Origin of the sequence: Enterococcus sp. DIV0774, assembly GCF_050539095.1 — a bacterium.
Taxonomy (GTDB): Bacteria; Bacillota; Bacilli; order Lactobacillales; family Enterococcaceae; genus Enterococcus; species Enterococcus faecalis.
Genome location: NZ_CP172923.1, coordinates 1908346 through 1930558, shown reverse-complemented (window position 1 = coordinate 1930558; position 22213 = coordinate 1908346). Strand labels below are relative to the sequence as shown.

Here is a 22213-nt window from a genome sequence, read left to right as displayed (position 1 = left end):
CTTATTATTTAGCTCCTAATAGTTCTTCTTTTCCGTGAACAAGCTGTGTCAACATGGCACAGAAAGGTGTTGCTACGTTGTATTTTTGTCCTTTGCGCCAAACGGCACCATTGATGTAATCAATTTCTGTGAGACGATGATTTTTAATTAAATCTTGATACATAGACGGATAGTGCAAGCCAATACCGTTTGGATCATAAGTTTGAGCAATATGTGTATAGACTTCTGCTTGATCTAAATGAATGGCTTCTTTTTCTGCGACTGCTGCAAATTCACTGATTAATGTTTTAACAAGGGATTCACTAACAGGTAGTGCGCCAAATTCGGCAATATTACAATCAAGGATTGTACACAAACCGTTTAGCGTACCATTGACACAGGCTTTCCGCCAAATAGAGTAGCGAACATTGCTACTATAGCTTGGATTTAAACCAGCTTTTTGGAAGACATCAACGACTTCTAAAGCAAATTCTTTACCAGAAGGATCAATATTTTCTAATTCAATTTCGCCATCACCTAAAAGTTTAACACGTCCCGGTCCTTCTAAACCAGCTGTCCACATGGTAATGCCAACCAAGATGTTTTCTTTTGGCACATATTTTTCTAGTACATCTTCATGACCTAAGCCATTTAATAAACATAGTACATACGTTTTTTCAGTAATCATTGGTTGAATCGCTTTAAACATTGCATCTAATTGTTGTGCTTTGGTTAAAGCAATAATTAAATCAACTTGTTCATTTTGATGGTCAATTTCTTCTGGTGAGAAGATTGGTAGTTTTGCGACAACTTCTTCTCCATTAAAATCAGCGATTAAACCATTTTCACGAATGGCTTCAATGTGCGCGGGCCATTGATCGATTAAAGTTACATCATTTCCGCCTTGATGCAACATAATTCCTAAACGGCTGCCCATAGCGCCGGCACCAGCAATTGCAATTTTCATGTGTATCCATCTCCTTAAAAGTTCTTTAACCGTTATTATTATACAGCAACTTTCCTAAAAATGAATAAATGGGACTTGCAAATTTGTTATTTTTTAAATGTTTCCTAAAAAGTAAGGATTGCATCAAATGGTAAAGTAAGCTAAAGTAAAGCGTGGAAAAGTTTATAAATGAAAGTAGAGGAATCGTTAATGACGAAAGAAAAATTTTGTCGAGAATCACGAGTGATTCAAACACATCGTGTATTTCCCTTTGATTTAAATCCCTTTGGTGCACTATTTGGTGGGAAATTAATGTCTTTAATTGATGACGCCGCATCCATTTCCGTTTCACGGCATTGTCGGAGAGGGGCAGTTACAGCATCTTTAGATAACTTGAATTTTTTAAAACCTTTAAAAGAAAATCACTCAGTGTGTGTTGAAACGTTTGTTTCTGGCGTGCATCATAAATCGATGGAAGTATTTGTTAAAGTTGTAGGAGAAGATTTAACAACTGGAGAGCGTTATTTAGCGGCGACTTGTTTTACAACTTTTGTAGCCATTCCGTCTCATATGAATCCCGAAAGTGACTTCCAATTAGCGGCAGTCGTCCCAGAAACTGCAGAAGAAAAGTTGATTTGTTCCAATTATGAAACGAGAAGACAACAACGTTTAGCTTTGCGAGAAGAGACTAAATTATTTAGTCAACATCTCACAACAGATTTACCGTGGATTGATTCACCTTTATAAAAAAATGTCCGAGTCTTTGTGAAAACAGACTTGGACATTTTTTGATGAAAAAAGAAGCTAACATGAATGCTAACTTCTATCTCACATTATTTAGCTAATTTGCTTAAACGAATTTTATCGCGGTTAGCTTTGTTTTTATGGATTAAACCTTTAGTTGCAGCCATATCAACAGCTTTAACAGCTTCGTTGTATAAAGCATCGACGTTATCAGCTCCAGCAGCTACAGCTTCTTCAAATTTCTTGATTGCTGTACGCATTGCGTTTGTTTGAGATGAATTTTTCGCATTCGCATTAGCACTTGTACGTACGCGTTTGATTGCAGATTCGATATTTGGCATTTGTTTCACCTCCGATGATTTAGGTTTTACACTGGTCAGCCAATGTAATTCAACAGTAATCATTATACCTAATCCATTGTTCCATTGCAATAAAAGACGACAAGTTTTTTTCCTTAACAGACAATTTCAAGAAAAAAATAAGAAAATTTGCCAGAGCCTTAAGAAAAAAGCATACATTTTTTTTAAAACATGCTATGATAAAATAGATAAATGAAAAATGGTGGTGTCTTTGTGAGTATTGCATTATTGGTAACGATTACTTTGGTAATGGGTGTAATTTTTGTTAACGGTTGGACGGATGCGCCGAACGCAATTGCAACCGCTGTCTCGACTCGGGTGTTAAAACCGAATGTCGCAATTTGGATGGCTGTTGTGATGAACTTTTTAGGTGCATTAGTCATGACCTTTTTTAATGCCCAAGTAGCTGAAACGATTAGCAACATTGTTAGTTTTGACGCAAATGGAAACGCTTCACAGGTGGCTTTGGCTGCTTCGCTTTTTTCAATTGTGGTTTGGGCAGTTGCTGCGTGGTATTTTGGTATTCCCACAAGTGAAAGCCATGCGTTAATTGCCGGCTTGACTGGTTCGGCAATGGCATTAGGTGGTTTGGGTGCAGTCAATGGCTCGGAATGGATCAAAGTGCTTGTTGGTCTAGTTGTTTCTACCGTTATGGGCTTTGGCGGCGGTTATTTGATTGCCAAACTTGTTGTGAAAGCTTTCTCGGCTGTGCCTAGAAGAAAAGCCAACAAATTTTTTACAGTTGGACAAGCCTTTGGTGCAGGAGCTAATGCTTTTTTACATGGTGCGCAAGATGGGCAAAAATTTATGGGCGTGTTCATGTTAGTGCTTTTTTATAATAATTTAGTCGAAAAAACAGGTGGCGGTTTTGTGATTCCGTTATGGGTTATGGTTCTGTGTTCCATTACAATGGGCATTGGAACTTCTGTGGGCGGCATGAGAATCATTAAATCAGTCGGGATGGATATGGTAAAACTTGAACGCTATCAAGGCTTCACTGCAGATTTAAGCACGGCTATTTGTTTATTTTTAGCATCGGCTTTTGGGATTCCAGTTTCAACTACTCATACAAAAACAACAGCGATTATGGGAGTAGGTGCTTCTAAGCGAATCTCAAGTGTTGACTGGCGTATCGTGAAAGAAATGCTGATAGCATGGATTTTAACTTTCCCAGGATGTGGGCTGATCGCTTATGTGATGTCAAAATTATTTATTGCAATTTTTTAAGGAGAGAAAAACATGGCACGTAAAAAACAATTTGATTATTTTGGAGAATTAAACCAGTTAGCAACAAATGCTTATGAAGCGGCAAAGGTTTTGCAAGAAATTGTAGACAATTATTCATTAGAAAACTTAGTAAAAAAATCAGAAGTGATTCATCAATTGGAAAAAGAGAATGATGAAATTGTTCGCAAAATTTTAAATGAACTCTATATTTCCTTTATTACGCCGATTGATCGAGAAGATATTGTCGATATTACGGATCACTTAGATAACATTATCGATAGCATTAATAGTTTGTCTTATTTACTTGATCATTTAGTTGTCGAAGAAATGATTGCGCCCGCGCTAGAATTAACTGCTTATATTGTTAAAGCGACAGAAGGCGTTAAATCAGCAACGAAGGAATTTGCAAAATTTAAGAATTCTAAAACGTTAGTTTCATTGATTGATGAAGTGAATACGATTGAATCTCAAGGCGATAAATTATACAGTAGCGCCATGAAAGATTTGATGACTAACGAAAAAGATTTATTAAAAGTTATCAAGTGGAAAGATGTTTACGATCAGCTTGAGCGCACGATTAATGATTGTGAATCAGCTGTTAATATTATTGTCGGAATTGTCATCAAAAATACGTAAAGAAAAGGGGGGGAGCTGTTGGTTAAAGTAATTATTGATGCTGATGATTTTGGGATGTCAGAAGCGATTAATCATGGCATTATCAAAAGTTATGTCGATGGTTTAACGACGTCGACACTTTTGATGCCCAATTTACCAACAGCAGAACACGCCGTTGCGTTAGCAAAAAATTATCCAGGCTTATTTGTAGGTCAGCATACGAATTTTTTATTAGGGAAACCTTGTGCGGACCCATGTATGATTCCTTCACTGGTAGATGAACAAGGCAATTTTCATCGCTCTTCTTATTATCGTCAACAAAAGCAAGTAACCTTCGTATATGAAGAAGTACGACTTGAAACGATTGCGCAATTGACACGCTTTAAGGAACTAACTGGACATTATCCTGAACATTTTGATTGCCATTCGATTGGTGATGAAGTGGTTGATCAAGTATTTTTAGAATTAGCAGAAGAGTACGGACTTCATACAACCCTGAAATATAGTGGGGAAAAAGAATATCCACCGCAACAAGGTTATTTCCAGGTGACACATTTGTTAGAGTCTGGGGCGCTATCTTATATTCACGAAGGCGTATCAGTGGAGAATTTTTTAGAAGATGACTTTGGTTTATTACGGATGCCGGAATCGGCAATTGCTGAGATGCATTTTGATGTTGGGTATTTGGATCAATTTGTGTTAGATAATTCTTCATATACCACTTTACGCTGCAAAGAATTAGCAACGATTTGTGATCCTCGTGTTCGTCAGTGGTTTGAAGAACAGGGGATTGAGCGAATAACGTTTGGCGATTTAAAAAAATAAAACCGTTGCTTTCAACAGTGAAAGCAACGGTTTTATTTTTATGAGAATAACCAGTAGCCAATTAAAATCGCACCTAAAATTACACGATACCAACCGAAAACTGTAAAATCGTTTTTCTTCAAGTAATTCAATAAGAATTTAATCGCAATGATGGAAACAACGAAGGCAACAATAGAGCCAGTTAATAAAATAATGATTTCTTCTGATCCAAACGTATTTCCTTTGGCCAAGAATTTAAAGATCTTTAAAAAACTTGCTCCAAACATTACTGGAATTCCTAAGAAAAATGAAAACTCTGTTGCAACAAAACGTGAGGCCCCAATTAAGATTGCCCCTAAAATGGTCGCTCCTGAACGTGAAGTTCCTGGAATTAATGCCAGTACTTGGAAAGCACCAACGATTAAAGCGGCTTTATAAGTGAAGTCTTTTAGATTAGTACACTTCGGTGCAACATTTTTATTTCGTTTTTCAATGATAATAAAAGCAATCCCATAAACAATTAACATAATCGATACTGTTAAAAAGTTATAAAAATGTGCATCTAAATAATCATCAAATTTTAGACCAATAACTGCCGCTGGTAAACAAGCGACTAAGACTTTAAACCAAAGAATCCAAGTATCTTTTTTCTCTTCGCCATTTTTCTTTGGTGAGAAAGGATTCAATTTGTGGAAGTATAAAATAACAACCGCCATAATTGCTCCCAATTGGATAACGACGTTGAACATTTCCATAAAATCTTTACTTAGATCGAGTTTAATAAACTCATCCACTAAAATTAAATGTCCGGTACTACTAATTGGAAGCCACTCGGTAATTCCTTCGATAATACCAAGAATAATTGCTTTCCATAGGTTAGCAAAAAGCATGTCACCATTCCTTTCTGAAATAAATGCAAAATACATCAAGTATAAGTATACCCGCTGACAAAGTAAATGCCAATGCAAATTCTTATTTTAAAATAAATTTTAGAATTATACAAAGGTGCCACTTGTAATTCATGAAACTTTTTTCTATACTAGTGATACTTTAAAAAATGGGGGAAGAGAAATGTTTGGATTTTTGAAGAAAAAGAATGAAGTTGTCGAAAATAATACAATGTATGCCGTTGCCAATGGAACCGTTATCCCAATTAGTGAAGTGAATGATCCTGTTTTTTCACAAAAAATGATGGGAGATGGCTACGCAGTAGTTCCAGAAAATGGTGAAATTTATGCACCTATTGAAGGAGAAGTTTTAAGCGTTTTCCAAACAAAACATGCCATTGGTTTAAAAATGACAAACGGTCTTGAAATTTTATTACACATGGGTATCGATACGGTGGAGTTAAACGGGGCACCGTTCACTATTAAAGTGAAAGAAGGCGACCAAGTGACTGCAGATACGGTGGTCGCAATTGCTGATTTAGAAGCAATTAAAGCAGCTGGTAAAGGAACTGAAATGGTTGTCATCATTACCAACATGGATAAAGTAGCACAATTTTCGTTAGAGAAAACTGGCGTGGTTACAGCTGGTACACCAGTTGGCTCTGCCACAGCCAATTAATGTAGTAGACAGATATTTCTATAAAGGAATATCTGTTTTTTTTTGAACAGAAATAAAATTTTATTTTGGAATTAAAAAATATTTAGAAAAATAGTTGAAATTTTATTTCAAACAAGTTATAATGAAAGCGTATTAGAGAGGAGCTAAAAAGATGTATGGTATTTCAGTTTTTCTTGGTGAAGAGATTACAAACGATACAATTATTTATATCAAAAAGATGAAAGCGCTTGGATTTGATGGTATTTTCACTTCTTTACACATTCCAGAAGATGATACTTCCCTTTACCGCCAACGCTTGACTGATTTAGGGGCAATTGCTAAGGCAGAAAAAATGAAAATTATGGTAGATATTTCAGGTGAAGCGTTAAAAAGAGCGGGTTTTTCTTTCGATGAATTAGAGCCTTTAATTGAGTTGGGCGTAACTGGCCTCCGGATGGACTATGGCATTACGATAGAACAAATGGCTCATGCTTCACATAAGATTGATATAGGATTGAATGCTAGTACCATTACACTGGAAGAAGTGGCTGAGTTAAAGGCTCACCAAGCGGAATTTTCTCGCTTAGAAGCTTGGCATAATTATTATCCAAGACCTGAAACAGGTATTGGAACAACATTTTTTAATGAAAAGAACCGCTGGCTTAAAGAATTAGGCTTACAAGTTTTTACTTTTGTGCCAGGAGATGGGCAAACAAGAGGCCCAATTTTTGCTGGTTTACCAACATTAGAAAAACATCGTGGGCAAAATCCTTTCGCCGCTGCCGTTGGTTTGATGGCTGATCCTTATGTCGATGCTGTTTATATTGGTGATCCTACAATTAGTGAGCGAACCATGGCTCAATTTGGTTATTATCACCAAACCAATCAATTTCTGTTAGAAGTAGCACCTAGCAAGAGCCGCTATTTGAAGCGAATACTTGGGACTCATACCAATCGTTTAGATGCTGCAAGAGATGTTTTGCGAAGTGAATTATCAAGAACGAGTGAAATGTTCAGAAAAGATGAAATTGCAACGATTGAGTCAGAGCAGACTGAAGCACGTCCAGTGGGAACCGTAACGATTGATAATGAAAAATATGGTCGCTATATGGGAGAAATTCAAGTCACACTTGTGGACTTGCCGAAAGATGAAAAAGTCAATACGATTACACGAATTATTGAAAAAGATCAAACGATATTGCCGTTAATCAAGGCAGGCAATCAATTTACGCTAGTCACGGAAGGAACGATAGAGAATGAATTTAGAAAACTTAACAACTGAACGTAGAAATGAAAATACAATGGGCTTAGATGAGATGAGTGTCAAAGAAGCGTTACAAAAAATGAATCAAGAAGACCAAAAAGTTGCAATGGCAGTGGGTCAAGAATTAGCAGCCATTGAACCAGTGGTAGAAGCCATCATCAAAAGCTTCAATCAAGGCGGCCGCTTGATCTACATGGGCGCTGGTACGAGTGGTCGGTTAGGTGTCTTAGATGCAGCCGAATGCGTACCAACTTTTGGCGTCGAGCCAGAGATGGTTCAAGGCCTCATCGCTGGTGGTCAAAAAGCAATGACTGTCGCAGTAGAAGGTGCTGAAGATTCAAAAGAACTAGGTCGTCAAGATTTAGTTGATCTAAAATTATCAGCAAATGACATTGTTGTTGGGATTGCAGCCAGTGGTCGGACGCCTTATGTAATTGGCGGTTTAGAATATGCTACAACGGTGGGAGCAGCTACCGCAACTGTGGCATGTAATAAAAATGCCGAAATTAGTAAATATGCGCAAATGCCGATTGAAGTAGATGCAGGACCTGAATTTTTAACAGGTTCGACTCGCTTGAAATCTGGGACAGCTCAAAAATTAATTTTAAATATGTTATCAACTATTTCCATGATTGGTATTGGGAAAGTCTACAATAACTTAATGGTTGATGTAAAACCAACCAATGAAAAATTAGTGGAGCGTTCCAAACGGATTATTATGGAAGCAACGGGTTGTAGTTATGAAGTTGCCGAACTAAAATTTGTAGAAGCAGAAGAAAATGTGAAGTTAGCAATTGTAATGATTTTAACTGATAGTACTAAAGAAGAAGCAACACAAAAATTAATTGACGGGAATCAATTTATCAAGAATACATTAAATTAAGGAATTAGGAGGGTGTTTTAACATGGCAGAAGAAAGAATTAAACGCATTGCTGATGGGATTTATAAAGAAGTTGGTGGTCAAGAAAACGTGGACAAAGTCATTCATTGTATGACTCGTGTTCGTATGGATATCCGCGATTATGACAAAGTGAATATTGAAGGATTGAAAAAAATTGATGGCGTTATGGGCGTCGTAGAAGATGATACGTTGCAAGTAGTTGTTGGTCCAGGGACTGTTAACAAGGTTGCACAAGAAATGGTAGATCAAGCAGGTGTCAAATTGGGAGAACCATTTAATCATGACACCTCAACTGATGCTTCAGCAGGCAAATCTGGAAAAGATTTAGTAGAAGAAAAAGCCGCTCAAATGAAAGCACAACAAAAAGCGAAACAAAATAACACTTCACCATTTAAAAAAGTATTAAAAGCTATTTCTAGTATCTTTGTTCCGATGATTCCTGCCTTTGTTGGGGCTGGTATTATTGGCGGGATTGCAGCTGTTATGTCTAACTTAGTTGTTGCTGGTGATATTTCAGCTTCATGGCAACAATATATTGATGTCTTAAATATCATTAAAAATGGGATTTTTGCTTATTTAGCTCTTTACACTGGGATTAACAGTGCCAGCGTTTTTGGTGCAACGCCAGCGTTGGGTGGTGTTATTGGGGCAGTCACAATGTTGACAGGAATGAATCCAGATGCACCAATCAGTAATATTTTCACTGGGGGAACATTATCTGCAGGACAAGGCGGAATTATCGGTGTTATTTTTGCCGTATGGTTATTATCATTGTTAGAAAAACAATTGCATAAAATTGTCCCAGAATCAATTGATATTATCGTAACGCCAACCATTTCACTTTTAGTGATTGGCTTAGCAACTATTTTCTTAATCATGCCTGTAGCCGGAGCTATTTCTAATGGCTTAGTTGGTATTATCAATGTTGTCTTAGAAAAAGGTGGCATGGTTGCTGGCTTTACTCTTGGTTTAACCTTCTTGCCAATGGTAATGTTTGGTTTACATCAAATTTTGACGCCAATCCACATTGAAATGATTAATCAAACAGGGATGACTTTGTTATTACCAATTCTGGCCATGGCTGGTGCGGGACAAGTCGGTGCAGCTTTAGCATTATGGATTCGTTGTAAATCAGATAAAAAATTAGTTGAAATGATTAAAGGTGCCTTGCCAGTTGGGATTTTAGGTATTGGTGAACCATTAATCTACGGAGTTACTTTACCATTAGGACGTCCATTCATTACTGCTTGTATCGGCGGTGGTATTGGTGGTGCAGTAATTGGTGCCTTCGGTAATGTTGGTGCGATTGCTATTGGACCAAGTGGGGTGGCTTTAATTCCATTAATTGCCAACAACCAATGGCTTGCATATGTATTAGGTTTATTGGCTGCTTACGCAGGTGGTTTTGTAGCAACGTTATTCTTTGGGATTCCTAAAGATATGCAAACAACTAAATAATAAATAGAAAAAAGGAGAACTTGGCTTCTCCCTTTTTCTTTGTTAAAATTTAATTGCGTAGGAAATGGTGTATCAGGAGGGGTGTTTATGCAACAAAATATTGTCTTATCTATCCAAGATCGTCTACAACAATTACCAAAATCAGAACGAAAAATCGCAGAATATATTTTAAAAAATACAGAAACAGTTATTTCAATGAATGCGCAAGAGCTAGCGAAACAAGCAGGATCAAGTCCAGCGGCAATTATTCGCTTTTGTCATTCTATGGATGTGAATGGCTTCACAGAGTTGAAACTTTTATTATCTGCAAATCTTGGTCAAATGAAGCAGCAAATGTACACTGAAGTTACTAAAGGGGAATCAACAGCTGATATTAAACAAAAGTTACAAGCGCGCTTTGTTCATGTGGTTGAGCGAAGCGGTCAGACATTAGAGGATGTCGCAGTGAATGAAGCCGTTGATTTGTTGGAAAAAACAGAAGTAATTTTTGTCTATGGGTTGGGCGCCTCTTCGTTGGTTGCTCAAGATATTTATCAAAAGTTTACGCGCTTAGGCCGAACGGTATTTACAACATTGGACCATCATTTATTTGCTTCTATGTTAGGCTCAACAGAAAAGCCTAGTGTTTTTATTGTTATTTCTAATTCTGGAACGAATAAAGAAGCAAGTACTTTAGCTGATTTAGCGAAGCAGCAAGGGATTCCTATTATTAGTATCACACAAGATGAAAAATCAGTGATTGGTGAAAAAAGTGATATCGTCCTTCAAACCTCTAGTGGGGAAGACGTGCCATTGAGAAGTGCGGCTACTGTTTCCTTGGTGGCACAATTGTATGTAGTCGATGTTTTATTTTTTGCTTATGCAGCAAAAAACTATAAGGAAACCTTAGAAAAAATTCAAATCTCAAGAAAAAATGTAGAACGTTTAAAAGAATAAATAAAAAGAGAAGGTTATCTGTCAAAATGACAAATAACCTTCTCTTTTTTTACTATCAACGGCGCTTTTCAGCGATCTTTTTTCCCTTTTCAATATAAGAAATATCATTAATTCCTTGAATGGTAAATGTTCCTTTTTCGTAAGTTAAGGTCGTCACGCTACCATTCTCCAGCGCCATCTGCATAGGCAAACTTGCATCAATTAAGGAAAGTAAAAAGGAAATTGTTAGTCCATGGGAAACCACCATGACTTTGCCGCCACCATTTTTTTCTCGATGATGAGCGATATCTTCGAAACCAGACCAAACACGATCACGAATAACTTCATAAGGCTCCGCCCAGTCAGCCGTATCGGCTTCAATAATAGCATTTGCTAACTCGCGATAGGTAATCTTCGTGGTCATCATGTCCTCATAACTTTTAAAAGCTAAAATGCGTGGCACCACACCCCAAAGTTCACCATCATAGCCACCATCTAAAGAACCAAAACACCACTCACGAATCCGTTTATCGGTTAGGTAAGGAATCTTTTGGTGGTTTTGATGTTCTTGTAAAATAATCTGAGCTGTTTGCATGGCACGACCACTATCACTACTATAGGCTTCCTTAAAGTCTATGTCCCTAAGACCTAAGCCTAAATGATAAATGCCTTCTTCTCCTTGTTTGGTTAAGGGGGTATCTGACCAGCCTTGGGTACGGCCAATCGTATTAAACATCGTTTTTCCGTGACGAATAATATAAAGTGTCGTTGCTTCAGTCATTGCTACTCCTCCTAAGTTTCTTTAAATAGTGAATAAATCTCTAATTAAAAAATGGGTTTGTGGCTTTTTCATGTTGAATGGTCGTGGCATCACCATGGCCTGGATAAACAGGAAATTCTTCTGGTAAAGTGAATAGATAGGTCGTAATGCTGTGTAATAATTGTTGCATATCACCAGTGTGTAAATCGGTACGACCAATACTACCTTTAAACAATGCATCCCCAACAACAACAAAATCATCAAAGACAAAGCTGACGCTACCAATTGAATGACCAGGTGTTGGGACTACGGAAAATTTCATGCCGCCAATTTCATAATCGGTTAGTTTAAATTCATGTTCGGCGGGTTGAACAATAATATTTGCTATATCATCATGTCTGCCTAATCCTGAAAGATTCAAAATAGGATTGGAAAGCCACGCTTGTTCTAATGGACTAACATAAACAGGGATTTGATAATGATGGCGCAATTCTTCTACCGCACCAATATGATCATAGTGAGTATGTGTTAATAAAATAGCGGCTGGTTTCTTCCCTAAACGGGTAATTTCTTGAATTAGTTTTGCTCCTTCTGCACCTGGATCAATAATTAATAATGCTTCTTCATTATAAACAAGATAACAGTTTTCTTGAATAACACCTGTTCTAATTTGTTCGATCTGTATCATCTCAGGACCTCCTAAAGTTCTAACGATTCTCTTCAAGTATACCGAAGAATCTTAAGAATAGAAAGTTTTCTTGTTTATCCAAAGAAAAAATAAATCATTCTTAGAATGTTCGGTTTTTACTTGTTTTAACACGGATTTTTTAAAAAAAAATCACATTTTTATAGTTATTAAGCGAAAGTTTATGTATAATCTTCATGTGATAGTAAGGAGGAGTATTAAATGTTTCATTTTGTAATAAAAGGAACAGGTTTTTCTAGTAAAAATTTGCAAGAGATTAAAGTTTATGAAGAGACACTTTTTTGTATAGATGAGGCCGGAGTAATTCAGGAAATAATTGAACCAGATGCTGAAGCGTATGAAACTGTGCTAGCAGAACAAAAAGAGGCACAACGTTTTCAAGAATTGCCCCAAGATTCTTATCTTTTACCCGGCTTTGTTGATTTACATGTCCATGCACCTCAGTGGGCACAATCTGGGACCGCCTTGGATATTCCATTGTATGAATGGCTGAATACGTACACGTTTCCTTTGGAGTCCAAATTTGCAGATTTAGCATTTGCCCAACAAGTCTATGATGAATTGGTAACCCAATTGTTAGCTAATGGGACAACAACAGCCCTTTATTTTGCAACCATTCATTATGAAGCTAGCCGTCGTTTGGCAGAGATTTGTGCGGAAAAAGGGCAGCGTGGCTTAATTGGCAAAGTTGTAATGGATGATCTTAATGAGAATCCTGAATACTATCGTGATCAAACAACGCAACAAGCATTAGAAGAAACGGAACGGTTTATTCAAGAAATTCAAACATTAGCGCAGCAAACAAAACAAGGCGTGTATCCCGTTGTAACTCCGCGTTTCATTCCAAGTTGTACAGAGGAAGCACTTAAAGGATTAGGAGAATTAGCAGCGAAATATCAAGTCCATGTTCAAAGTCATTGTAGTGAGAGTGATTGGGAACATCAATTTGTTCAAGAACGTTTTGGAAAAAATGATGCCCAAGCATTGAATGATTTTGGTTTATTGACAGAAAAAGCAGTGATGGCACATGCAGGCTTTTTAGAAGAAGCAGATATGAATTTATTCCATGAAACAGGGACGGCTGTGGCGCACTGCCCAATCTCTAATGCTTATTTTGGCAATGCAGTGACACCGATTGCAAAATTAGTACATCAACATCAAGTAGAAGTTGGTTTAGGCAGTGATCTTTCAGGTGGTTTTTCACCAAGTCTTTTTGACAATTTAAAGCAAGCGGTTATTTCTTCTAGAATGTTAGAAGATGGCGTCGATGCTACAAAAAAACCAGAAGTACGAGGTGTTAAAACAGCACGGATTACCGTAAATGAAGCGTTTTATTTAGCTACTGCTGGTGGTGGTCAAGCGCTAAGTTTGCCAATTGGGAAATTAGAAAAAGGGTATGCTTGGGATGTTCAAATTATTAATACAAGCTTGTCACAAGCACGAATCCCTAAAAATCCAGGGGAATCATTGCTTGATATTTTCCAAAAAATCTTATATTTAGCACGACCAGAAAATATTCGAGAAGTCTGGGTACAAGGTGAAAAAGTACATGATAAAAATTTAATGTCAGCAACTAAAGGAGTATAAAAAATGAGTGAAAAGAAACAAAATAATCTTCATTTAACAGTGGGGCCAGAAGATTCAGTATCTTTTGGGCAGGCCACTATGTTAGGGATTCAGCATGTCTTAGCAATGGACGTGTACGTCGTACCTGTGATCATTGCTTCAATTATTGGGATTAGCACAGCACAAACGTCTTCTTTAATCCAAGCAACATTCATAGCAGCAGGACTTGCCACGATTATTCAATCTCATTTTTGTATGAGATTACCAGTTGCGCAAGGCCCTTCATTTATTCCAATCGGGGCAATTGCAGGAATTTATTTTGCCAATAACCAACAAGGAAATGGCTGGGGCGCAGTTTTAGGTGCTAGTTTAGTGGGGGCAATTGTTGTTATTATATTAGGATTTACTGGTATCTTTAATCGTTTAATCACTAAATTTGTTCCACCAATTGTGGGAGGAACAATTATTTTTGTGGTGGGTCTTTCGTTAATGCCAGTCGCTTTATCGGATAATATTTACCACGCAAAAGGGGAATTAGGACAAAATATTTTATTAGCATTTATAGCAGCGGGGACGTTGATCTTCTTTGCGCTCTTAGGTTCTGCTTTGAAAAAAGGGCGGATTTTCCGCGTTTCTTCTGTCATTTTGGCATTATTATTTGGGAGCATCGCGGCACAATTATTAGGGGTACTTGATTTATCAGCCGTTAGTGAAGCGGCTTGGTTTAGTTTGCCTCAGTTACCATTAGTTAACTTTTCTTTCCAATTTGATTGGTCAGCTATTGCCACGATGTTAGTTATTTATCTGGTTTTAATGGCGGAAACAACAGGCACTTGGTTTGCTGTGAGTCATGTTGTCGCTGAACCTTTGACCGAAGAAAAAATTAATCGCGGCGTAATTGGTGAAGGCTTAGGTTGCTTAGTTTCTTCATTCATTGGCGGCACGCCAGTAACTAGTTACTCTACAAATGCTGGGATTATTTCAATCACTGGAGTTGCTAGTCGCAAGGTTTTTGTGGCTGCAGGTGCGTGGTTTGTCTTATTTGGCTTATCTGGAAAACTTTCCACCTTGATTTCGGCCATTCCGGCACCAGTTATCGGCGGCGTTTTTGTGGTTGTTTGTGGCATCATTTCTGTAAGTGGAATGAAAGTTATGAGTGATGTAACAATTCATGAAAAAGAGATGTATGTAATTGCCGTTCCAATTATTATGACGTTAGCGTTGACATTGTTACCAAAAGAGTTTTTGGAAACTCTACCACAATTTTTACAATATTTATTTAGTTCACCCGTGGCAACTGCCTCAATTGTTGCTATTTTATTGCAGGCCATTTTACCAAACGTTCAAGAAGGGTAAAAGATTAATTTTCGTTAAAACGCCTTTGACAAGTGGCGGTAAATAGTGTAAATTAACAATGGTGTTTGTAAACACGAACGTTAAATGACCGAATGTTCGGTTTTTACGTTATTTTTGTAAATAACTAGGAGGCAGTAAGTATGAAAGTTTTTGATTATGAAGATGTCCAATTAATTCCCAATAAATGTATCGTGAATAGTCGTTCTGAATGTGATACTACAGTAACTTTAGGAAAACATTCGTTTAAAATGCCTGTCGTTCCAGCGAACATGCAAACAATTATTGATGAAACGATTGCGGAAACCCTTGCTGAAAATGGTTATTTTTATATCATGCATCGGTTTGATGAAGAGGCGCGAGTGCCATTTATTAAAAAAATGCAACAAAAGGGCTTAATCACGTCAATTAGTGTGGGTGTGAAAGAAGGGGAATACGCTTTTGTTGAAACGTTAGCCCGAGAAGGTTTAGTTCCTGACTACGTGACAATTGATATCGCCCATGGTCATTCAAATGCGGTGATTAATATGATTCAACACTTGAAAAAATTTTTACCAGAAACGTTCGTTATTGCGGGCAATGTTGGAACGCCAGAAGCCGTTCGCGAATTAGAAAACGCTGGAGCCGATGCCACCAAAGTGGGGATTGGACCAGGAAAAGTATGTATTACTAAAATTAAGACTGGCTTTGGGACAGGTGGCTGGCAGTTAGCGGCTTTACGTTGGTGTGCCAAAGCTGCTCGGAAACCAATTATTGCAGATGGTGGAATTCGGACCCATGGAGACATTGCAAAATCTGTGCGTTTTGGGGCAACTATGGTCATGATTGGTTCATTATTTGCTGGACATGAAGAATCACCAGGTGAAACAAAAGTGGAAGATGGCGTTGTTTACAAAGAATACTTTGGTAGCGCCTCTGAATTCCAAAAAGGCGAAAAGAAAAACGTTGAAGGCAAAAAAATCTGGTTACGCCATAAAGGGAAGTTGGCAGATACTTTAGTCGAAATGCAACAAGATTTACAATCTTCCATTTCATACGCGGGAGGTCGTGATTTAGAAGCGATTCGTAAAGTTGATTATGTGATTGTAAAAAATTCTATTTTTAATGGTGATACCATTTAACATTCAACTATAGACTGAAAAGAAGACAGCACGTAGTGCAGAAATTAAAATGATTTCTGCATTACGTGCTTTTTTTACTTTACCTATCGTAGTAATCGTGTTAAGATAATTACAACGACAGACGTAGTACGATAGTTGAAGTACTTGAGGGAGGAATTTATGTGATTGGTAGTGATGCAATTCGAGGATACAACGATACCTTTATTCTCTCAATCTTACAATCCGGCGCTTCATATGGTTATGCGATTTCTAAACGCATTCGTGAAATTTCTAAAGAACAATATTCGATTAAAGAAACGACACTTTATTCTGCTTTTACACGTTTAGAGAAAAATGGCTACATTGAATCATTTCCAGGAGAAATAACGCATGGCAAAAAGCGGACCTATTATCAAATAACCCATGCAGGAGAGTGTTATTTAGAGGAAAAGTTACTAGAATGGGAAGTAACAAAAGACGTCGTCGAAGCATTTGTAAAGGAGATGGGAAAATGAAAATTATAGAAGAATTTATTGATAGCTTATTTTCAGGCGTTGTTGAAACACCTGAAACAAAACAATTAAAGGCGGACTTATTAGCAAATGCTGAGGATCGTTATGAAGATTTGCTCAGCCAAGGAAAATCGGAAAATGAAGCAATTGGTACAATTATTTCTGAATTTGGTACTATTGATGAATTAATGGAAGAATTGAATTTAGAAAATAAACAAGTGGATGAAACAAACGATTCAATGAACGGTTTGCCAGAAATTTCAGTGGAGGAAGGACTTGACTATTTAGCTGTCCAACGTAAAGGTGCTATTCAAATTGGCCTTGGTGTTGTTGCAATCATGGTGGGTGTTGGCTTGCTGGTTGGTATGCGTGGTGTTCTTTCTAACGGTCTTGGTTTAGTTTGTCTTTTCATAGGTGTGGCAATCGGCGTTCCATTATTTATTGTTGCTGGTAATCGGTTTGTTGCAATGGACAAACAACTGGGGCAACGATTGATTCCGATTAAGTTAAAAAAAGAAGTTGCACAAAGAGAACAAAGTTTTCAACGATCATTTATTTTTTGTATGGCAGCGGGCGTCGTTTTTTGTATTTTGGGTTTAATCCCAGTTGTTGTCTTTAGTAGTGGCCTTCATCTGATGATGCGCCGTTCCATGCATCAAATGATGGGCGGACAGTATTATAATGGAACGATGGGGATTAGTTGGCTCTTCTTTTTAGTATCGGTTGGCGTCTTCTTGTTTATATTTGGTGGAGTAATTAAAGGAAGTTTTAATAAATTGTTGAATGAAACTTATTTTTATTCAGAACATGTTGGTCATCCTGATTTTGCCCCTCAGCAAACAAAAACAGAGGAAGGACCTGTGGGAAATCCTGTCGGTGCAATTATTGCATCCGTTTATTGGCCCTTAGTTGTTGCACTCTATTTATTTATTAGTTTTGTTTTAGGGGATTGGCGGTTTAGTTGGTTAATCTTTATGTTCGCAGGAATCTTTTATAACACCATCCAAGCATTTTTACACAAACATTGAGACAAACCTGTTAATAGTAAAACAGAAAAGTGGGACATTCGTCAAAACGGCTGCCCCACTTTTCTTGTATTTTCGATTGACAAAAGCATTAAACTGGATTACTTTTAACTCATCCAATTGTTGAGGTGATGGCTATGTGGCAACTTAAAAAAGAACAAAGTGTTCCCATTTATCGGAGTATTATGGAAATGATTGTTCAAAAGATTCAAACAGGCGAATTATTACCAGGTGAAAAAATCCCTTCGGAACGTAAACTGGCAGAATACTTGTCTGTCAATCGTTCAACCGTTGTTCATGCATTAGATGAACTGGTGGACTTAGGCTGGATTGTGCGAAAAAGAGGGAGCGGAACGATCGTCAACGAAGGAAAATGGGGGGTAATGATGACGCCACGAACGGATTGGCATCGTTATTTAGAACAAAATGTGTTCAAACAAGTTCATCCCTTGGTGGCAGAGATTGAGTTACGAGCTAAACAAAATTTACCAACTGACTTAGATATGTATACAGGCGAATTGCCGTTAGACTTAATTCCCAGTTTTGATTTTCCAGCATTAAACTGGAAACAATTTTTAAAAGAGGAAGCACAAGATGAATTAGGTTATTTGCCGTTAAGAAAAGAAATCCAAGCCATTACAGCAACGGAATATCAGCTTCATTTACCAAGTGAAAGTTTATTGCTTACTTCAGGTGCGCAACAAGCACTTTTTTTAGTTTTGCAAGTTTTATTGAGACAAGGAGATAGTGTTGCCGTAGAAGATCCATCTTTCTTCTATGCCTTACCAATTTTCCAAGCTGCTGGTGTGCGCTTATTTGGTGTGCCCATGACAGAGGAAGGGATTGATCTTGAAGCGCTAGAACAAACAATCCGACAACATCGCATCAAAATGGTTATGGTTAATCCTTCCTTTCAAAATCCGACTGGGACAGTGATGCCTTTAAGAAAAAGAGAACAGCTCGTGAAAGTCTGTCAAACGTATCAAGTTCCTATTTTAGAAGATGATGTTTTTGGGCAGCTAAGTTTTATCCCGAAAACAGAAATTCCTCCTTTAAAAAAATTAGATCCAGACAATGTCTTGTATATCGGTTCGTTGTCAAAAATTTTAGGTTCGACCACGAAAATTGGTTGGTTAAGTGCGCCCGCCTCCGTGACGAAACAAATTGCAGAAGCCAGAAAAATGATGGATGTTTCGTTGAGTATTTTTCCGCAGATGCTCGCTAAAATGGCGATTGAAGATCCTTCTTTTTCTGAAAAAATTATGTTATTAAATAAACAAGTGGAACAACGAGCAACAGCTGTATATCAAGTATTTAAATCGTTGTCAGAATGGGAAGTTTCGCCAGTAAAAGGCGGCTTTTATTTATGGGCGCATTGGCGTCAAGGGGCACTTAAGCCAGAAGATTGGCAAGTGTTTTTACGAGAAGGTGTTTTGGTAGCACCAAGTGTCGCTTTTAGTGAAAAACGTGGAAGTATTCGCTTGAACTGTTCCCGAATTTCACCAGAAGAAATGCCTCTTTTTTGTGAGCGAATGGTACGGATTACACGACAACTTTCTGAAAATAGACAAACAAAAATAGAACAGTAAGTAAGATTTTTCTTATAAAAATCATTTGCTGAGAGAAAACGCTACAACTTCCCTTTTCTAAACGAATATCCAATGCTATACTTAAAAAGTAAAAACAAAAAAACAAATGAGGTGTTTTCCATGTCTTGGGAACAAGTTTACCAACAATGGTTAAATGAAGAAAATATTCCAGAAAATTTAAAAAATGAATTAAAGGACTTAAATACAGACCCTGAAAAATGTGAAGATGCATTTTACGCACCATTAGAATTTGGGACTGCCGGGATGCGCGGAATTTTAGGCGCCGGTATTAATCGGATGAATATCTTTACGGTTCGTCAAGCGACAGAAGGGCTTGCACGTTTTATGGATACGCAAGATCCTGAAACAAAACGTCGCGGTGTAGCCATTGCCTATGATTCACGTCATATGTCTCCAGAATTTGCAATGGAAGCAGCTAAAACATTAGCTAAACATGATATTCCTTCTTTTGTGTTTGAAAGCTTACGACCAACACCAGAATTATCTTTTGCGGTCCGCTACTTTAAAGCTTTTGCGGGAATCATGATTACGGCTTCTCACAATCCAGCTGCCTATAATGGCTACAAAGTCTATGGTGAAGACGGTGGTCAAATGCCGCCAGCTGATGCAGATGCATTAACTAAATATGTTCGTAGTATCGAAAATCCTTTGAAAATTGATGTCTTATCAGATGAAGAAGTTGCCCACAGCGGTTTAATTAACATTGTTGGTGAAGAAGTCGATAATGCGTATTTGAAAGAAATTAAAACAGTTACGATTAATCAAGAATTAATTAACGAAATGGGTAAAGAATTAAAATTAGTTTACACTCCCTTACATGGAACTGGGAAAATGTTAGGAGAAAAGGCATTAAAACAAGCCGGTTTTGAAAAATTTGTTTTAGTACCTGAGCAAGCCGTTGCTGATCCTGACTTTACTACAGTTAAGTCACCAAACCCTGAAGAACATTCAGCTTTTGAATACGCGATTCGTTTAGGGGAAAAAGAAGGCGCTGATTTATTGATTGCAACAGATCCAGATGCTGATCGTTTAGGTGCTGCTGTGCGGATGCCAAACGGAGACTACCAAGTATTAACAGGAAATCAATTAGGTTCAATTATGATTCATTATATTTTAGAAGCCCATCAACAAGCAGGCACGTTGCCTCAAAATGCTGCGGTTCTAAAATCAATCGTTTCTAGTGAACTTGCTACAGCGATTGCTGAGAAATATAATACGAAGATGTTTAATGTTTTAACAGGTTTCAAATTTATTGCTGAAAAAATTCAACAATACGAAGAAGACCATAGTCAAACGTTTATGTTTGGTTTTGAAGAAAGTTATGGTTACTTAGTGAAACCTTTTGTTCGTGATAAAGATGCGATTCAAGCGTTAGTTTTATTAGCAGAAGTAGCGGCTTTTTACAAAAAACAAGGAAAAACATTATACGATGGCTTACAAGATATCTTTGAAGAATTTGGTTACTTTGAAGAAAAAACTATTTCCGTAACAATGAGCGGAATTGAAGGCAGCGGTAAAATCAAAGCTTTAATGGCAAAATGTCGTGAACAAGCGCCAACTGAGTTTGCCGGGATTCAAGTTGCTCAAACGGAAGATTTTAAAGAATTAACACGCACTTTTGCAGATGGTCAAACAGAACAATTACAAACGCCTCCTTCTGATGTGCTGAAATATCATTTAGAAGATGGCAGTTGGATTGCTATCCGACCATCAGGAACAGAACCAAAAATTAAATTCTATCTAGCGACAAAAGCAAAAAGTAGTTCAGAAGCTTCTGAAAAAATTGCTGCGTTTGAAGCAGTCGTTAATGAATTAACAAAATAAAATAAACGAAACAGGCTGTACGGAAAAAAGTACGAATGTTAGTGTTTGTGTCAAAAGCTAATTGACTTTTGACACAAACACTTTATTTAACTAAGGAGGGAATGCTATGAAAATTGGCTTTATCGGTGCTGGCAGTATGGGCGGTGCCATGATTAAAGGGTTACTGAAAGCTGAGGCAGTCAAGAAGGAACATTTATATGTGAAAGGCGGCTCAAGTGGAACCGCAGAAGCACTTCAAAAAGAGTGGGGCTTTCAACTTGTCACAGATTATGCACTTTTCCAAGAATGTAAGGTTATTTTTATTGCGACAGGAGCAAAGGTCGTGTTACCTGTCCTTCAGGAATTAGCCCCTCATTTTTCCAACGAAAGTTTATTGATTTCTGTTGCAACAGGTCATACCATACAAGAAGCACAAATGGCTCTTGGCAATAAAGAAGCCAAAGTTGTTCATGCCATTCCTAATACACCAGTTAGCGTGAATCAGGGTGTGATTGGCGTAGCCTTGGCACCAACAATTGAAGGCCAAACGAAGGACCTGGTAATGGAACTTCTTGCTACTTTAGGGTTAGTCAAAGAAATTCGTGAAGCGCAACTGGAAACTTTTGGTACTGTGGCTGGTTGCAGTCCAGCTTTTGTTGATATCTTTATGGAAGCATTGGGAGATGCAGCAGTCTTAGAAGGGTTACCAAGAGACTTATCTTATGAAATTGTCGCTCAAATGATAAAAGGAACGGCGACCTTAGCCTTAGACACGAAAAAACACCCAGGAGCATTGAAAGATGAAGTGACTTCTCCAGGAGGAAGTACGATTCGCGGTGTCGTAGCTCTAGAAAAAAATGGCTTCCGTTATGCCGTGATGGATGCAGTTCAGCAAGCCAACCACGAATAGATGAAGAAAGTTGGAAAATCGACAAGTTTGTCATTTTTCCAACTTTCTTTGTGCCATATTTTTCGTAGGAAAGAACAATCGCAGTTCTTATTTTAAAAAACTCTGTGTTA

Annotated in this window: 22 protein-coding genes; 17 read left to right on the top strand and 5 right to left on the bottom strand. The window is 37.6% G+C overall.

What is annotated here, in order from left to right:
- Window positions 1-4 precede the first annotated feature (4 nt).
- Window positions 5-946, bottom strand: coding sequence for a ketopantoate reductase family protein (locus IGL86_RS09265; protein WP_016630070.1), 942 nt, complete (start codon window positions 944-946; stop codon window positions 5-7).
- A gap of 168 nt (window positions 947-1114) precedes the next feature.
- Here IGL86_RS09265 and IGL86_RS09260 point away from each other — a divergent pair, with 168 nt between their 5' ends.
- Window positions 1115-1672, top strand: coding sequence for an acyl-CoA thioesterase (locus IGL86_RS09260; RefSeq protein WP_002382741.1), 558 nt, complete (start codon window positions 1115-1117; stop codon window positions 1670-1672).
- Between the two features lie 86 nt (window positions 1673-1758).
- Here IGL86_RS09260 and rpsT read toward each other — a convergent pair whose 3' ends face one another.
- Complete coding sequence (rpsT, locus tag IGL86_RS09255) at window positions 1759-2010, bottom strand: 30S ribosomal protein S20 (protein WP_002356703.1); 252 nt, start codon at window positions 2008-2010, stop codon at window positions 1759-1761.
- A gap of 210 nt (window positions 2011-2220) precedes the next feature.
- Here rpsT and IGL86_RS09250 point away from each other — a divergent pair, with 210 nt between their 5' ends.
- Genes IGL86_RS09250 through IGL86_RS09240 form a run of 3 tightly spaced genes read left to right on the top strand, consistent with a single transcriptional unit; the run spans window position 2221 to window position 4695 of the window.
- Window positions 2221-3255, top strand: a complete 1035-nt coding sequence (locus IGL86_RS09250) for an inorganic phosphate transporter (RefSeq protein ID WP_002356704.1) — start codon at window positions 2221-2223, stop codon at window positions 3253-3255.
- A gap of 12 nt (window positions 3256-3267) precedes the next feature.
- The gene (locus tag IGL86_RS09245) at window positions 3268-3891 is read left to right on the top strand and encodes a DUF47 domain-containing protein (RefSeq protein WP_002400859.1); all 624 of its coding nucleotides are present in this window, start codon (window positions 3268-3270) and stop codon (window positions 3889-3891) included.
- Between the two features lie 18 nt (window positions 3892-3909).
- Complete coding sequence (locus IGL86_RS09240) at window positions 3910-4695, top strand: ChbG/HpnK family deacetylase (protein WP_002374323.1); 786 nt, start codon at window positions 3910-3912, stop codon at window positions 4693-4695.
- Window positions 4696-4733: 38 nt separating this feature from the next.
- On the opposite strand, the gene IGL86_RS09235 is transcribed toward IGL86_RS09240, so the two are convergent.
- Window positions 4734-5564: an undecaprenyl-diphosphate phosphatase gene (locus tag IGL86_RS09235; RefSeq protein ID WP_033625552.1), complete on the bottom strand. Its 831-nt coding sequence runs from the start codon at window positions 5562-5564 to the stop codon at window positions 4734-4736.
- 115 nt (window positions 5565-5679) lie between these two features.
- Here IGL86_RS09235 and IGL86_RS09230 point away from each other — a divergent pair, with 115 nt between their 5' ends.
- The 5 genes from IGL86_RS09230 (at window position 5680) to IGL86_RS09210 (ending at window position 10779) form a co-directional block, all read left to right on the top strand.
- Entirely contained in the window at window positions 5680-6240 is a 561-nt protein-coding gene (locus IGL86_RS09230; protein WP_002380597.1) for a PTS sugar transporter subunit IIA, read from the top strand.
- Between the two features lie 151 nt (window positions 6241-6391).
- A complete protein-coding gene (locus IGL86_RS09225; RefSeq protein ID WP_033625086.1) occupies window positions 6392-7501 on the top strand; it encodes a DUF871 domain-containing protein in 1110 nt (369 codons plus the stop codon).
- Window positions 7476-8366, top strand: a complete 891-nt coding sequence (murQ, locus tag IGL86_RS09220) for an N-acetylmuramic acid 6-phosphate etherase (RefSeq protein ID WP_002356712.1) — start codon at window positions 7476-7478, stop codon at window positions 8364-8366. The genes IGL86_RS09225 and murQ overlap by 26 nt, the downstream gene beginning before the upstream one ends.
- Before the next feature lie 22 nt (window positions 8367-8388).
- Window positions 8389-9843: a PTS transporter subunit EIIC gene (locus IGL86_RS09215; RefSeq protein WP_033625378.1), complete on the top strand. Its 1455-nt coding sequence runs from the start codon at window positions 8389-8391 to the stop codon at window positions 9841-9843.
- Window positions 9844-9930: 87 nt separating this feature from the next.
- Window positions 9931-10779, top strand: a complete 849-nt coding sequence (locus tag IGL86_RS09210; protein WP_002382748.1) for a MurR/RpiR family transcriptional regulator — start codon at window positions 9931-9933, stop codon at window positions 10777-10779.
- Window positions 10780-10834: 55 nt separating this feature from the next.
- Here IGL86_RS09210 and IGL86_RS09205 read toward each other — a convergent pair whose 3' ends face one another.
- Window positions 10835-11539: a histidine phosphatase family protein gene (locus tag IGL86_RS09205; RefSeq protein WP_002364444.1), complete on the bottom strand. Its 705-nt coding sequence runs from the start codon at window positions 11537-11539 to the stop codon at window positions 10835-10837.
- A 40-nt stretch (window positions 11540-11579) separates the two neighbouring features.
- Window positions 11580-12206: an MBL fold metallo-hydrolase gene (locus IGL86_RS09200; RefSeq protein WP_002356716.1), complete on the bottom strand. Its 627-nt coding sequence runs from the start codon at window positions 12204-12206 to the stop codon at window positions 11580-11582.
- Window positions 12207-12425: 219 nt separating this feature from the next.
- Here IGL86_RS09200 and guaD point away from each other — a divergent pair, with 219 nt between their 5' ends.
- From guaD to proC, 8 genes are all read left to right on the top strand, one after another.
- Window positions 12426-13811, top strand: coding sequence for a guanine deaminase (guaD, locus tag IGL86_RS09195; RefSeq protein ID WP_002388316.1), 1386 nt, complete (start codon window positions 12426-12428; stop codon window positions 13809-13811).
- A 3-nt stretch (window positions 13812-13814) separates the two neighbouring features.
- Window positions 13815-15146: a nucleobase:cation symporter-2 family protein gene (locus tag IGL86_RS09190; protein ID WP_002359736.1), complete on the top strand. Its 1332-nt coding sequence runs from the start codon at window positions 13815-13817 to the stop codon at window positions 15144-15146.
- 140 nt (window positions 15147-15286) lie between these two features.
- Entirely contained in the window at window positions 15287-16264 is a 978-nt protein-coding gene (gene guaC / locus IGL86_RS09185) for a GMP reductase (protein WP_002362677.1), read from the top strand.
- Window positions 16265-16425: 161 nt separating this feature from the next.
- On the top strand, window positions 16426-16758 hold the full coding sequence (locus IGL86_RS09180; RefSeq protein ID WP_002397144.1) for a PadR family transcriptional regulator: 333 nt from the start codon (window positions 16426-16428) through the stop codon (window positions 16756-16758).
- Window positions 16755-17783, top strand: coding sequence for a permease prefix domain 1-containing protein (locus tag IGL86_RS09175; protein WP_002397145.1), 1029 nt, complete (start codon window positions 16755-16757; stop codon window positions 17781-17783). The genes IGL86_RS09180 and IGL86_RS09175 overlap by 4 nt, the downstream gene beginning before the upstream one ends.
- Window positions 17784-17917: 134 nt before the next feature.
- Window positions 17918-19369, top strand: coding sequence for a PLP-dependent aminotransferase family protein (locus IGL86_RS09170; RefSeq protein WP_010713212.1), 1452 nt, complete (start codon window positions 17918-17920; stop codon window positions 19367-19369).
- A 120-nt stretch (window positions 19370-19489) separates the two neighbouring features.
- Entirely contained in the window at window positions 19490-21214 is a 1725-nt protein-coding gene (locus IGL86_RS09165; protein ID WP_010707311.1) for a phospho-sugar mutase, read from the top strand.
- Between the two features lie 106 nt (window positions 21215-21320).
- Window positions 21321-22103 carry a pyrroline-5-carboxylate reductase gene (proC, locus tag IGL86_RS09160; RefSeq protein WP_002362189.1) on the top strand — a complete coding sequence of 261 codons (783 nt, stop codon included), beginning with the start codon at window positions 21321-21323 and terminating at the stop codon, window positions 22101-22103.
- Window positions 22104-22213: the final 110 nt, after the last annotated feature.

What these genes read in the sequence shown, in the direction of transcription:
- IGL86_RS09265 (WP_016630070.1), bottom strand. Translation starts at nt 946, where the DNA reads ATGAAAATTGCAATTGCTGGTGCCGGCGCTATGGGCAGCCGTTTAGGA.
- IGL86_RS09260 (WP_002382741.1), top strand. Translation starts at nt 1,115, where the DNA reads ATGAAAGTAGAGGAATCGTTAATGACGAAAGAAAAATTTTGTCGAGAA.
- rpsT (WP_002356703.1), bottom strand. Translation starts at nt 2,010, where the DNA reads ATGCCAAATATCGAATCTGCAATCAAACGCGTACGTACAAGTGCTAAT.
- IGL86_RS09250 (WP_002356704.1), top strand. Translation starts at nt 2,221, where the DNA reads ATGAAAAATGGTGGTGTCTTTGTGAGTATTGCATTATTGGTAACGATT.
- IGL86_RS09245 (WP_002400859.1), top strand. Translation starts at nt 3,268, where the DNA reads ATGGCACGTAAAAAACAATTTGATTATTTTGGAGAATTAAACCAGTTA.
- IGL86_RS09235 (WP_033625552.1), bottom strand. Translation starts at nt 5,564, where the DNA reads ATGCTTTTTGCTAACCTATGGAAAGCAATTATTCTTGGTATTATCGAA.
- IGL86_RS09225 (WP_033625086.1), top strand. Translation starts at nt 6,392, where the DNA reads ATGTATGGTATTTCAGTTTTTCTTGGTGAAGAGATTACAAACGATACA.
- murQ (WP_002356712.1), top strand. Translation starts at nt 7,476, where the DNA reads ATGAATTTAGAAAACTTAACAACTGAACGTAGAAATGAAAATACAATG.
- IGL86_RS09215 (WP_033625378.1), top strand. Translation starts at nt 8,389, where the DNA reads ATGGCAGAAGAAAGAATTAAACGCATTGCTGATGGGATTTATAAAGAA.
- IGL86_RS09210 (WP_002382748.1), top strand. Translation starts at nt 9,931, where the DNA reads ATGCAACAAAATATTGTCTTATCTATCCAAGATCGTCTACAACAATTA.
- IGL86_RS09205 (WP_002364444.1), bottom strand. Translation starts at nt 11,539, where the DNA reads ATGACTGAAGCAACGACACTTTATATTATTCGTCACGGAAAAACGATG.
- IGL86_RS09200 (WP_002356716.1), bottom strand. Translation starts at nt 12,206, where the DNA reads ATGATACAGATCGAACAAATTAGAACAGGTGTTATTCAAGAAAACTGT.
- guaD (WP_002388316.1), top strand. Translation starts at nt 12,426, where the DNA reads ATGTTTCATTTTGTAATAAAAGGAACAGGTTTTTCTAGTAAAAATTTG.
- IGL86_RS09190 (WP_002359736.1), top strand. Translation starts at nt 13,815, where the DNA reads ATGAGTGAAAAGAAACAAAATAATCTTCATTTAACAGTGGGGCCAGAA.
- guaC (WP_002362677.1), top strand. Translation starts at nt 15,287, where the DNA reads ATGAAAGTTTTTGATTATGAAGATGTCCAATTAATTCCCAATAAATGT.
- IGL86_RS09175 (WP_002397145.1), top strand. Translation starts at nt 16,755, where the DNA reads ATGAAAATTATAGAAGAATTTATTGATAGCTTATTTTCAGGCGTTGTT.
- IGL86_RS09170 (WP_010713212.1), top strand. Translation starts at nt 17,918, where the DNA reads ATGTGGCAACTTAAAAAAGAACAAAGTGTTCCCATTTATCGGAGTATT.
- IGL86_RS09165 (WP_010707311.1), top strand. Translation starts at nt 19,490, where the DNA reads ATGTCTTGGGAACAAGTTTACCAACAATGGTTAAATGAAGAAAATATT.
- proC (WP_002362189.1), top strand. Translation starts at nt 21,321, where the DNA reads ATGAAAATTGGCTTTATCGGTGCTGGCAGTATGGGCGGTGCCATGATT.